9 protein-coding genes and 1 pseudogene are annotated in these 11,996 nt (G+C 71.6%); 2 read left to right on the top strand and 8 right to left on the bottom strand.

What is annotated here, in order from left to right; translation table 11 throughout:
- Positions 1 to 103: 103 nt before the first annotated feature.
- Positions 104 to 1,462 (bottom strand): MFS transporter, encoded by a 1,359-nt coding sequence (locus IF28_RS0114770; protein ID WP_030219285.1) that lies wholly within the window; start codon positions 1,460 to 1,462, stop codon positions 104 to 106.
- Positions 1,463 to 1,632: 170 nt separating this feature from the next.
- On the bottom strand, positions 1,633 to 2,298 hold the full coding sequence (locus tag IF28_RS0114765; protein WP_030219283.1) for a TetR/AcrR family transcriptional regulator: 666 nt from the start codon (positions 2,296 to 2,298) through the stop codon (positions 1,633 to 1,635).
- Between the two features lie 144 nt (positions 2,299 to 2,442).
- Here IF28_RS0114765 and IF28_RS0114760 point away from each other — a divergent pair, with 144 nt between their 5' ends.
- Positions 2,443 to 3,330 (top strand): shikimate dehydrogenase, encoded by an 888-nt coding sequence (locus IF28_RS0114760; protein ID WP_030219281.1) that lies wholly within the window; start codon positions 2,443 to 2,445, stop codon positions 3,328 to 3,330.
- 29 nt (positions 3,331 to 3,359) lie between these two features.
- Positions 3,360 to 5,159 (top strand): sugar phosphate isomerase/epimerase and 4-hydroxyphenylpyruvate domain-containing protein, encoded by a 1,800-nt coding sequence (locus IF28_RS0114755; RefSeq protein WP_030219280.1) that lies wholly within the window; start codon positions 3,360 to 3,362, stop codon positions 5,157 to 5,159.
- Here the strand turns inward: IF28_RS0114755 and IF28_RS0114750 are convergent.
- The 6 genes and pseudogenes from IF28_RS0114750 to tal form a co-directional block, all read right to left on the bottom strand.
- On the bottom strand, positions 5,131 to 5,715 hold the full coding sequence (locus tag IF28_RS0114750) for a histidine phosphatase family protein (RefSeq protein ID WP_030219278.1): 585 nt from the start codon (positions 5,713 to 5,715) through the stop codon (positions 5,131 to 5,133). The genes IF28_RS0114755 and IF28_RS0114750 overlap by 29 nt on opposite strands.
- A gap of 5 nt (positions 5,716 to 5,720) precedes the next feature.
- Positions 5,721 to 6,605, bottom strand: coding sequence for a phosphogluconate dehydrogenase (NAD(+)-dependent, decarboxylating) (gnd, locus tag IF28_RS0114745; protein WP_030219275.1), 885 nt, complete (start codon positions 6,603 to 6,605; stop codon positions 5,721 to 5,723).
- Positions 6,606 to 6,611: 6 nt separating this feature from the next.
- Complete coding sequence (gene pgi, locus IF28_RS0114740; RefSeq protein WP_030219274.1) at positions 6,612 to 8,255, bottom strand: glucose-6-phosphate isomerase; 1,644 nt, start codon at positions 8,253 to 8,255, stop codon at positions 6,612 to 6,614.
- On the bottom strand, positions 8,248 to 9,183 hold the full coding sequence (gene opcA / locus IF28_RS0114735) for a glucose-6-phosphate dehydrogenase assembly protein OpcA (RefSeq protein WP_030219273.1): 936 nt from the start codon (positions 9,181 to 9,183) through the stop codon (positions 8,248 to 8,250). The genes pgi and opcA overlap by 8 nt, the downstream gene beginning before the upstream one ends.
- A pseudogene (zwf, locus tag IF28_RS36365) lies at positions 9,180 to 10,665 on the bottom strand (glucose-6-phosphate dehydrogenase). Before zwf ends, opcA begins: the two are co-directional and overlap by 4 nt.
- Positions 10,662 to 11,810: a transaldolase gene (tal, locus tag IF28_RS0114725; RefSeq protein ID WP_030219272.1), complete on the bottom strand. Its 1,149-nt coding sequence runs from the start codon at positions 11,808 to 11,810 to the stop codon at positions 10,662 to 10,664. Before tal ends, zwf begins: the two are co-directional and overlap by 4 nt.
- Between the last annotated feature and the right edge of the window lie 186 nt (positions 11,811 to 11,996).

Here is an 11,996-nt window from a genome sequence, read left to right as displayed (position 1 = left end):
GTACGGCCCCCGCCGGCGTTCCCCAACCCGGCAAGGCTAGGCGACCCACGGCCACCCGTGCTTCTCGATTCCTGACCGACCGGGGAACGCCCGCGACGTCCGCTCAGGCCGTGACCTTCGCCGGCCGCTGTGCACCCGCCTCGACGGCCCGTTCGCCCAGCCGCTCGGTGGGGACGCGATGCGTCTCGCGGGCCGTGATCGCCGCGATCACCGGCGGTACGCACAGGGCCGCCGTGAAGAAGGCCACCGCCGTCCAGTCGTCGCCGTCGGGGCCCGCGATCCGCGCGGCGAACGTGACCGCGAACCCGGCCACCGCGAACCCGATCTGCGTGCCGATCGCCATACCCGAGAGCCGGACCCTGGTCGGGAACATCTCGCCGTAGAAGGACGGCCACACCCCGTTCGCGGCGCTGTAGACCACGCCGAACGTGACGATCCCGAGGACCAGGGTGAGCGGATAGTTGCCGGTGGAGATCGCCCACAGGTAGAGGAACATCGTCACCGCGCTGCCCACGGCCCCGACGAGGAAGACGGGACGCCGTCCGACCCGGTCGGCGAGCGCGGCCCACAGCGGGATCGCGGCCAGCGCGACGACGTTCGCCAGCGCGCCCACCCACAGCATCGAGGTACGCGACATGTCCACCGCGTCACTGGTGGCGTACGCCAGCGCCCACACCGTGAAGATCGTGCTGACCGAGGCGATCAGCGCGCACGCGATCACCCGCAGGACGTCCGCCCAGTGCTCCCGCAGCAGCACCAGCAGCGGCAGCTTCACGACCCCCTCCGTGGCGGTCTGCTGCTCGAACGCCGGCGTCTCGTCCAGCCGGCGCCGGATCACATACCCGACGACGGCGACCGCGATGCTCAGCCAGAACGGCACCCGCCACCCCCAGGACAGCAACTGCTCCTCGGGCAGCGCGGCGACCGGGATGAACACCAGCGTGGCCAGCAGCTGGCCGCCCTGCGTACCGCTGAGGGTGAAGCTGGTGAAGAAGCCCCGCCGGTGGGGCGGCGCGTGCTCCAGCGTCATCGAGTTGGCGCTGGCCTGCTCGCCGGCCGCCGAGATGCCCTGGAGCACCCGGCACAGCACCAGCAGTACGGGGGCGAGCGTGCCGACCTGGGCGCGGGTGGGCAGACAGCCGATGAGGAAGGTCGACACGCCCATCAGGATCAGGGTGAAGACCATGATCTTCTTACGGCCCAGCCGGTCCCCGACATGCCCGAGGAACAGCGCGCCGACCGGCCGGGCCGCGTACGCGACACCGAACGTGGCCAGCGACAGCAGGGTCGCGGTGGCCGGGTCGGAGTCGTCGAAGAACACTTCCGGGAAGATCAGCGCGGCCGCGCTGCCGTAGATGAAGAAGTCGTAGTACTCGAGGGCGCTGCCGATCCAGGCGGCGGCCGCCGCCTTCCTCGGCTGTCCGGGCGGGGAGGCGTCGCGGGGCGGTACGGGGACGGTCACGGCGGGCTCCTTCGGGGGACTCCACGACGGTACGCGGAGGGGGAGAGCGGAGGGGATGTGCCGAGGCGCTAATTAACCCACTGGATAGTTAGTCGCGGCTGGGTAGGGATGCTGCGCCCGGTCGCCCGCACTGTCAAGGGGTCGCGTCGTACGTGATGCCGGCGCGCGGTTCAGTCCGCGGCGCGCTCCGCCGTCAGATAGGCGATCACCATGTCGCCCAGCATCGCCCGGTAGTGCTCGCGCCGGCCCGGGGCCACCAGGTCGCGGCCGAACAGGGCGCCGAAGGTGTGCCGGTTGGACACCCGGAAGAAGCAGAACGAGCTGATCATGGCGTGCAGGTCCACGGCATCGACGTCGGCCGTGAACAGACCCGACTCCTGCCCGGCGGCGAGGATCCGGCGGATCACGTCCAGCGCGGGGGAGCCCATCCGGCCCAGCTCCTCCGAGGCCGCGATGTGCTCCGCGTCGTGGATGTTCTCGATGCTCACCAGGCGGATGAAGTCCGGGTGCCGCTCGTGGTGGTCGAAGGTCAGCTCCGCCAGCCGCCGAATGGCCGCCACCGGGTCCAGATGATCGACGTCCAGCTGCTGCTCGGCCTCGCGGATCACGCCGTACGCCCGCTCCAGCACGGCCGTGAACAGCTGTTCCTTGCCGCCGAAGTAGTAGTAGATCATCCGCTTGGTGGTGCGGGTGCGGGCGGCGATCTCGTCCACGCGGGCCCCGTCGTACCCGGCCCGGGCGAACTCCGCCGTCGCCACGTCGAGGATCTCGGCCCTGGTACGGGCGGCGTCGCGGATCCGCTCGCCGGGCCGTGCCGGTTCTTCGACGCTGGTCATCGGGTCCCTCCGGGCCGAGGTGTGTGCCGGTGATTCTAGAAGCAGCCCTCCGCCCGGCCCGGACGGGTCTTCCCGAGGGCCCCGGACGGCTGATATAGCTAACGTACTGGTTCGTACATTACTGAGCCGCTCTGGAGGTCCGCGGTGTCCAAGGACTCGTATCTCGTCGGGCTGATCGGCTCTGGCATCGGCCCGTCGCTCAGCCCCGCGCTGCACGAGCGGGAGGCCGGCCGGCAGGGCCTGCGCTGTCTGTACCGGCTCCTCGACCTCGACACCATCGGCGTCCCGCCCGAGCGGGTGGGCGAGCTGCTGCGCGCCGCCCGGCTGCTCGGCTTCGACGGGCTCAACATCACCCACCCGTGCAAGCGGCTCGTCGTCGAGCACCTGGACGCCCTCGACCCGAGGGCGGAGGCGCTGGGGGCGGTCAACACCGTCGTCTTCGACGGCGGACGGGCCGTCGGCCACAACACGGACGTCACCGGCTTCGCCACCGCCTTCGCCCGCGGACTGCCCGACGCCCCGCTGGAACGGGTCGTCCAGCTCGGCGCGGGCGGCGCCGGCGCGGCCGTCGCACACGCCACGCTCACCCTCGGCGCCGAACGGGTCACGGTCGTCGACGCCCTGCCCGAACGGGCCGCCGACCTCGCCGCCGCGCTGAACCGGGGCTTCGGGGCGGGCCGCGCCGCCGCCGCGACCCCGGACCGGCTGCCCGAACTGCTCGCCGCCGCCGACGGCAACGGCGGGCTCGTGCACGCCACCCCCACCGGCATGGCCGCCCACCCCGGCCTGCCCCTGCCGGCCGGACTGCTGCACCCCGGACTGTGGGTCGCCGAGGTCGTCTACCGCCCGCTGGAGACCGAGCTGCTGCGCACCGCCCGCACGGCAGGCTGCGCCACCCTCGACGGCGGCGGTATGGCCGCCTTCCAGGCCGCCGACGCGTTCCGCCTGTTCACCGGCCGGGAACCCGACAGCACCCGGATGCTCGCGGACCTCACCGAGCTGACCGGCGGCGCCGTCGGGGCGCCGCAGTAGACCGACCCCGGAAAGCGAGAGGTATCGACGTGCGTACGTCCATCGCCACCGTCTCCCTCAGCGGCTCCCTCACCGAGAAGCTCACGGCCGCGTCCCGGGCCGGCTTCGACGGGGTGGAGATCTTCGAGAACGACCTGCTCACCGCACCGCTCACCCCCGAGGACATCCGCGCCCGCTGCGCCGACCTCGGCCTCGGCATCGACCTCTACCAGCCGCTGCGGGACATCGAGGCCGTGCCCGACGACCTCTTCGCCCGCAATCTGCGCCGCGCCCGGCACAAGTTCGAGCTGATGCGCAGGCTCGGCGCCGACACGGTCCTCGTCTGCTCCAGCGTCGACCCGTCCGCGCTCGACGACGACGCCCTCGCCGCCCGGCAGCTGAGCGAACTCGCCGACCTGGCAGCCGGCTTCGGCATCCGGGTGGCGTACGAGGCACTGGCCTGGGGGCGGCATGTGAGCACGTACGACCACGCCTGGCGCATCGTCGAGGCGGCCGGACATCCCGCGCTCGGGACCTGTCTGGACAGCTTCCACATCCTCTCGCGCGGCAGCGACCCCGGCGGCATCGAGGACATTCCCGGAGAGAAGATCTTCTTCCTCCAGCTCGCCGACGCCCCGCTGCCCGCGATGGACGTGCTCCAGTGGAGCCGCCACCACCGCTGCTTCCCCGGCCAGGGAGGCTTCGACGTCGCCGGACTGGTCCGGCACGTGCTGCGCACCGGCTACACCGGGCCGCTGTCCCTCGAGGTCTTCAACGACGTCGTACGGCAGGCCGACGCCGGACCGACCGCCGTGGACGCCCGCCGCTCCCTGCTGCTGCTCCAGGAGGAGACGGGCGCGGGCGCCCTGCCCGCCCCCGCCGTCCCCACCGGAGTCGCCTTCGCCGAACTCGTCACCCCCGACGCACAGCCCCTCGCCGGACTCCTCGACGCGCTCGGTTTCGCCCGCACCGCACGGCACCGCAGCAAACCCGTCGACCTCTGGCAGCAGGGCGAGGCCCGCGTCCTCGTCAACACCGGGACGGCCGTACGCCGCGACGGCACCCGGCTCGCCGCCGTCGGACTGGAGTCACCCGACCCGCGGGGCGCCGCCCGCCGCGCCGAGGCCCTGCTCGCGCCGGTACTGCCGCGCCGCCGCGCCCCCGAGGACGCGCCGCTCGACGCGGTCGCCGCACCCGACGGCACGGAACTGTTCTTCTGCGGCGCCTGGCGCTCCGACTTCACCGGCCTGGACCACCCGCCCGCCGCCCCGCACGTCCGGCACATCGACCATCTCGCCCTCACCCAGCCCTGGCACCACTTCGACGAGGCGGCCCTCTTCCACCGGGGCGTCCTCGGACTGCGCGCCGAGGAGAGCGTGGACGTCCCCGACCCCTACGGCCTGCTGCGCAGCCGCGCGGTCGGCACCGCCGACGGCAGCGTCCGTATCGCCCTCGGCGTCGGCGCCGCGCCCACGGACGACACCGTGCACGCCCAGCACATCGCGTTCGCCACCGACGACGTGGTCGCGGCCGCCCGCCGCTTCCGCGCCGCGGGCGGCCGGCTGCTGCCCATCCCCGCCAACTACTACGACGACCTCGCCGCCCGCCACGAGTTCGCCGACGGCGAGCTGGAGACCTACCGCGACCTGGGCATCCTCTACGACCGGGACGAGCACGGCACCCTGCGCCACTGCTACACCCTCACCGTCGGCCAGGTCTTCTTCGAACTCCTCCAACGTGACGGCGCCCACCACGGCTACGGCGCCCGCAACGCCCCCGTCCGCCTGGCCGCCCAGCACGCGGCACAGGGCGGCGCCGGAGTCACGGGCGGGTGTTCCACTCCGCGATGACCGGGCTGCCGTGCTCCAGGGACAGCCGGCTCAGGGTGCCCGTCTCCAGGCGGAACAGGCGGCCGGCGGACGGGGGGAGGCCCAGGCGGCGGGCGGTGAGGACGCGGAGCAGGTGGCCGTGGGCGACCAGCATCACATCACCCTCGTCCAGGGCCTCGGCCAGACGGGCCAGGACCCGGTCCGCGCGGTCGCCCACCTGCTGCGGGGACTCGCCGGGGAAGTCCCGGCCCGGCGGTACGCCGTCGGTCCACAGGTCCCAGCCGGGACGGGTGCGGTGGATGTCCGCCGTGGTGATGCCCTCGTAGCCGCCGTAGTCCCACTCCCGCAGGTCCGCCTCCGGTATCGCGCCGGTCAGGCCCGCCAGCTCTGCGGTGCGCCGGGCGCGGACCAGCGGGCTGGTGAGGACCAGCCCGAAGGTCCGCCCGCCCAGCAGCGGGGCGAGCGACGTGGCCTGGGCCTCACCGGCCGGGGTCAGCGGAAGGTCGGTCCCGCCGGTGTGCCGGCCCGCCCTGCTCCACTCCGTCTCGCCGTGCCGCGCCAGCAGCAGATCTCCCACCGGCGCTACGCCTTCTCCGCCGACTCGACGGCATGCCCGCCGAACTGGTTGCGCAGCGCCGCCACCATCTTCATCTGCGGCGAGTCCTCCTGACGCGAGGCGAAACGCGAGAACAGCGACGCGGTGATCGCGGGCAGCGGCACGGAGTTGTCGATCGCCGCCTCCACCGTCCAGCGGCCCTCACCCGAGTCCTCCGCGTAGCCGCGCAGCCGCTCCAGATGCTCGTCGTCGTCGAGCGCGTTCACCGCGAGGTCCAGCAGCCAGGAGCGGATCACGGTGCCCTCCTGCCAGGAGCGGAACACCTCCCGGACGTTGTCCACCGAGTCGACCTTCTCGAGCAGCTCCCAGCCCTCCGCGTACGCCTGCATCATGGCGTACTCGATCCCGTTGTGGACCATCTTCGCGAAATGCCCGGCACCCACCCGGCCCGCGTGGACGAAGCCGTACGGCCCGTCCGGCTTGAGCGCGTCGAAGATCGGCTTCAGCAGCTCCACGTGCTCCTCGTCGCCGCCGACCATGAGCGCGTAGCCGTTCTTCAGGCCCCACACCCCGCCGGAGACGCCCGCGTCGACGAAGCCGATGCCCCGGGCGTGCAGCTCCTTGGCGTGCTTCTCGTCGTCCGTCCAGCGGGAGTTGCCGCCGTCCACGACGACGTCCCCGTGGCGCAGCAGGCTCCCCAGCTGGTCGACCACGAGCTGGGTGGCGGCGCCGGCCGGCACCATCACCCACACCACGCGCGGCCCGTCGAGCCGGTCGACCAGGTCGGACAGATGGTCGACGTCGGAGACTTCGCGGTTGGTGTCGTACCCGATGACGGTGTGGCCGGCGTTGCGGAGGCGCTCCCGCATGTTGCCGCCCATCTTGCCCAGACCAACAAGACCGATCTGCATGTCAGTTCACTTCCTGCGTTCGCGGTAGGCGGCCACCAGCGCGGCCGTGGACGGATCGAGGCCGGGGACGTCGGCCCCCTGCGTGAGAGCGGGTTCGACGCGCTTGGCGAGGACCTTGCCGAGTTCGACGCCCCACTGGTCGAAGGAGTCGATGTTCCAGACCGCGCCCTGGACGAACACCTTGTGCTCGTACAGCGCGATCAGCTGGCCGAGCACCGAGGGGGTCAGCTCGGTGGCCAGGATCGTGGTGGTGGGGTGGTTGCCCCGGAAGGTGCGGTGCGGCACCTGCTCCTCGGGCACGCCCTCCGCCCGTACCTCCTCGGCGGTCTTGCCGAAGGCGAGGGCCTGGCCCTGCGCGAACAGGTTGGCCATCAGCAGGTCGTGCTGGGCCGCGAGTTCACCGCTCAGCTCGGCGACCGGCCGGGCGAAACCGATCAGATCGGCCGGGATGAGCTTCGTGCCCTGGTGGATCAACTGGTAGTAGGCGTGCTGCCCGTTGGTGCCCGGGGTGCCCCACACCACAGGACCCGTCTGCCAGGTGGCCGGACGGCCCTGACGGTCCACCGACTTGCCATTGGACTCCATGTCGAGCTGCTGGAGATAGGCGGTGAACTTCGACAGATAGTGCGAGTACGGCAGTACCGCGTGCGACTGGGCGCCGAGGAAGTTGTTGTACCAGATGCCCAACAGGCCCATCAGCAGCGGGGCGTTGGCCTCGGCCGGCGCGTTGACGAAGTGCTCGTCGACGATCCGGAACCCGTCGAGCATCTCCCGGAACCGGTCCGGGCCGATGGCGATCATCAGCGAGAGACCGATCGCCGAGTCGAAGGAATAGCGTCCGCCGACCCAGTCCCAGAACTCGAACATGTTCGCCGTGTCGATCCCGAAGTCCGTGACCTTCCCGGCGTTCGTGGACAGGGCGACGAAGTGCCGGGCGACCGCCTTCTCGTCGCCGAGCGCGTCGAGCAGCCAGGAGCGGGCCGAGGTCGCGTTGGTGATCGTCTCGATCGTGGTGAACGTCTTCGACGCGACGATGAACAGCGTCTCGGCCGGATCCAGATCACGGGTCGCCTCGTGCAGGTCGGCGCCGTCCACGTTCGACACGAAACGGAGGGTCAGCGAGCGGTCGGTGTACGCGCGCAGCGCCTCGTACGCCATCGCCGGGCCGAGGTCGGAGCCGCCGATCCCGATGTTGACGACGTTGCGGATCCGCTTGCCGGTGTGCCCCGTCCACTCGCCGGAACGGACCCGCCCCGCGAAGTCGGCCATCCGGTCCAGCACGGCGTGCACGGCCGGGACCACGTTCTCCCCGTCGACCTCGATCACCGCGTCGCGCGGGGCGCGCAGCGCGGTGTGCAGGACGGCCCGGTCCTCGGTGGTGTTGATCCGCTCCCCGCGGAACATGGCGTCCCGCAGGCCGAACACATCGGTGGCCTCGGCGAGTTCACGCAGCAGGGCGAGCGTCTCGTCGTCGACCAGGTGCTTGGAGTAGTCGAGGCGCAGATCGCCCACCCGCACCACGTACCGCTCGGCGCGGGACGGGTCGGTGTCGAACAGCTCGCGCAGGTCGGGCCGGGGCAGCGTGTCCCTGCGGTAATTCTCCAGGGCGGTCCACTGGGGGCGCCGGGTCGGTTCGGGGACGTCAGACATGAGCGGGGTTCTCCTCGGTGACCTCGCCGCGCAGGGCGACGGCGTACATCTCGTCCGCGTCGAGGCGCCTGAGCTCCTCGGCGATGAGTTCGGAGGTGGGCCGGACCTTCAGCGCCAGCCGGCGCGGCGGCTGGCCCGGCAGGGTGAGCGTGGCCAGCGGGCCCTCGGGACGGTCGATGACGACCTCGCCGTCCGCCGTACCGAGCCGGACCGCCGTGACCACCGGCCCCTCGGTCACCACCCGCTCGACCCGCACCCGCAGCCGCGCCTCCAGCCAGCGCGCCAGCAGCTCGGCGGCCGGGTTGTCGGCCTCCGCCTCCACGGTCGCCGAGACGACCGCCGCCCGCGCCTGGTCCAGCGCCGCCGCCAGCATGGAACGCCACAGCGTCAGCCTGGTCCAGGCGAGGTCGGTGTCACCCGGCGCGTACGTGCGCCGGCGGGCCTCCAGCACCTCCATGGGGTTCTCGACCATGTACAGGTCGGTGATCCGGCGCTGGCCGAGCGCGCCCAGCGGGTCCTGCGACGGGTTCTCGGGCGCCTGGGCCGGCCACCACACCACCACCGGCGCGTCCGGCAGCAGCAGCGGCAGCACGACCGAGTCGGCGTGGTCGGACACCTCGCCGTACGTCCGCAGCACCACCGTCTCGCCGGTGCCCGCCTCCGAGCCGACCCGCACCTCGGCGTCCAGCCGGGGATGGGTGCGCTCGCGCGGATTGCGGGTGTGCCTCTTGATCACGACCAGGGTGCGCGCGGGATGCTCGTGCGAGGCCTCCTCGGCCGCCTTGATCGAGTCGTAGGCGTTCTCCTCGTCCGTGACGATCACCATCGTCAGGACCATGCCCACGGCCGGGGTGCCGATGGCGCGGCGGCCCCGCACCAGCGCCTTGTTGACCTTGCTTGCCGTGGTGTCGGTCAGGTCGATCTTCATGGCCTGCGCCAGCTCCGTCCGTCTCGTGCGAGCATCTCGTCGGCTTCCGCGGGTCCCCAGCTGCCCGAGGTGTACCGCGCCGGCCGTCCGTGCGACGCCCAGTACTCCTCGATCGGATCGAGGATCTTCCAGGACTCTTCCACCTCCTGATGACGGGGGAACAGATTCGCGTCGCCCAGCAGGACATCCAGGATGAGCCGCTCGTACGCCTCAGGGCTGGACTCGGTGAACGACTCGCCGTACGCGAAGTCCATCGTCGGGGGAGTGCGGCGCCCGCTGGAAGACCACCGCGATCTCGGTGACCCGGCGGCCCAGCCGCTTGCCGGTGCGCAGATAGAAGGGGACACCCGCCCAGCGCCGGTTGTTGACACCGAGCTTGATCGCGGCGTAGGTGTCGGTCTTCGAGGAGGCGTCGATGCCGTCCTCCTCCAGATAGCCGCACACCTTCGCACCGCCCTGCCAGGCACCCTCGTACTGTCCGCGCACGGTGTGCAGGCCCAGGTCGTCCGGGAGCCGCACGGCCCGGAACACCTTCAGCTTCTCGGTGAGCAGCGAGGCCGCGTCGAAGGAGGCCGGTTCCTCCATCGCGGTGAGTGCCATCAGCTGCAGCAGGTGGTTCTGGATGACGTCACGGGCGGCGCCGATGCCGTCGTAGTAGCCCGCGCGCCCGCCGATGCCGATGTCCTCGGCCATGGTGATCTGCACATGGTCCACGAAGGACCGGTTCCAGATCGGTTCGAACATCTGGTTGGCGAACCGCAGGGCGAGGATGTTCTGCACGGTCTCCTTGCCGAGGTAGTGGTCGATCCGGAACACCTGCTCCGGGTCGAACACTCCGTGCACGATCTCGTTGAGATCCTGGGCCGACCTCAGATCGTGCCCGAACGGCTTCTCGATCACCGCCCGCCGCCAGGACCCCTGCGGACCGTCCGCCAGCCCGTGCTTTTTCAGCTGCTGCACGACCTTCGGGAAGAACTTCGGGGGTACGGAGAGATAGAAGGCGTAGTTCCCGCTGGTGCCCCGGGAGGCGTCCAGCTCGTCGACGGCCTTGCGCAGCTGTTCGAACGCCTGGTCGTCGTCGAAGTCGCCCGGCACGAACCGCATGCCCTCGGCGAGCTGCTGCCAGACCTCCTCACGGAACGGGGTCCGCGCGTGCTCCTTGACGGCGTCGTGCACCACCTCGGCGAAGTCCTGGTCCTCCCAGTCCCGGCGGGCGAAACCCAGCAGCGAGAAGCCGGGCGGCAGCAGACCCCGGTTGGCGAGGTCGTACACGGCCGGCATCAGCTTCTTGCGGGACAGGTCGCCCGTCACGCCGAAGATGACCAGCCCCGAGGGGCCCGCCACCCGGGGCAGCCGCCGGTCCCGGGGGTCGCGCAGCGGGTTGTCCCAGTCCGCCGGGGGCGCGGGCAGCGCCCCGAGGAGCTCCTCCTCCGGTTCCCGGCGGGGCGCGTCAGCCGCCGGTTCGGTCGTCTCGTCGGTCATGTGGCGTCAACTCCCTTGCTGTCGAGCGCTTTCGTCACCGCGTCCAGCAGTTCCTGCCAGGCGTCCTCGAACTTCGCGACGCCCTCGTGCTCCAGCTGCCGCACCACCTCGTCGTACGAGATCCCGAGCCGCTCCACGGCGGCCAGATCGGCCCGCGCCTGGGCGTAACCGCCGGTGACGGTGTCGCCCCGGACCACACCGTGGTCGGCGGTGGCCCGCAGCGTGGCCTCGGGCATCGTGCTGACGGTGCCGGGTGCGACCAGCTCCTCCACGTACAGGGTGTCCTTGTACGCGGCGTCCTTCACCCCGGTGGACGCCCACAGGGGACGCTGCTTGTGCGCCCGCGAGCCCCCGGCCAGCGCCAGCCAGCGCTCACCGCCGAAGACCTCCTCGTACGCCGCATAGGCGAGCCGCGCGTTCGCCAGGGCCGCCCGGCCCTTCAGCGCGAGGGCCTCGGGGGTGCCCAGCACCGACAGCCGCTTGTCGATCTCGGCGTCGACACGGGAGACGAAGAAGGAGGCGACGGAGTGGATCGCGCCCAGGTCCCGTCCCGCCGCGCGGGCCCGCTCCAGACCGGCGAGGTAGGCGTCCATCACCTCGCGGTAGCGCTCCAGGGAGAAGACCAGCGTCACGTTGACGCTGATGCCGGCGCCGGTCACCTCGGTGATCGCGGGCAGCCCGGCCCGTGTCGCCGGGATCTTGATCATGACGTTCGGCCGGTCCACCAGCCGGGCCAGCTGCCTCGCCTCCGCGACGGTGGCCGCCGTGTCGTGCGCCAGCCGGGGGTCGACCTCGATGGAGACCCGGCCGTCCCGGCCGCCGGTCGCCTCGTACACCGGCCGCAGGACGTCGGCGGCGGCCCGTACGTCGGCGGTCGTCATCATCCGTACGGCCTCGTCCACCGTGACGCCCCGCACGGCCAGATCGGCGAGCTGCTCCTCGTAGCCCGCGCCCGACCCGATGGCCGCCCGGAAGATCGAGGGGTTGGTGGTGACACCGACGACGGTCCCCGCCCCCACGAGCCCGGCAAGGCTCCCCGAGGTCAGGCGCTCGCGCGACAGGTCGTCCAGCCAGACCGAGACCCCCTCGTCGGCCAGTCTCTTCAGTCCTCCCGCGCTCGCGGTCGCTTCGCTCACAGTGATCATCTTCTTTCTCGCGGTCGCGTCAACCGCGCGCGGCTGCCGGTGATTCCCGGTGCGTCACTTCAAGAAGTCCTCGGTTCAAGCAACATCGATGCCGCCCTACGTTCAAGCTTAAAAGTATGACCTTTCCGATGGCGGGTCTCCGTGTGCCAGCCTTTGGTGAAACTGGGACACGGCCGGGCGCGGCGT

Origin of the sequence: Streptomyces sp. NRRL WC-3626, assembly GCF_000718785.1 — a bacterium.
GTDB lineage: Bacteria > Actinomycetota > Actinomycetes > Streptomycetales > Streptomycetaceae > Streptomyces > Streptomyces edwardsiae.
Note: the sequence above shows the minus strand (reverse complement) of the source record. Positions and strands in the feature narration are given on the sequence as shown.

Bases quoted from the DNA above. Each gene is read 5' to 3' on its own strand.
- IF28_RS0114765 (WP_030219283.1), bottom strand. From the start codon at position 2,298: ATGACCAGCGTCGAAGAACCGGCACGGCCCGGCGAGCGGATCCGCGAC.
- pgi (WP_030219274.1), bottom strand. From the start codon at position 8,255: ATGTCTGACGTCCCCGAACCGACCCGGCGCCCCCAGTGGACCGCCCTG.
- gnd (WP_030219275.1), bottom strand. From the start codon at position 6,605: ATGCAGATCGGTCTTGTTGGTCTGGGCAAGATGGGCGGCAACATGCGG.
- opcA (WP_030219273.1), bottom strand. From the start codon at position 9,183: ATGAAGATCGACCTGACCGACACCACGGCAAGCAAGGTCAACAAGGCG.
- tal (WP_030219272.1), bottom strand. From the start codon at position 11,810: ATGATCACTGTGAGCGAAGCGACCGCGAGCGCGGGAGGACTGAAGAGA.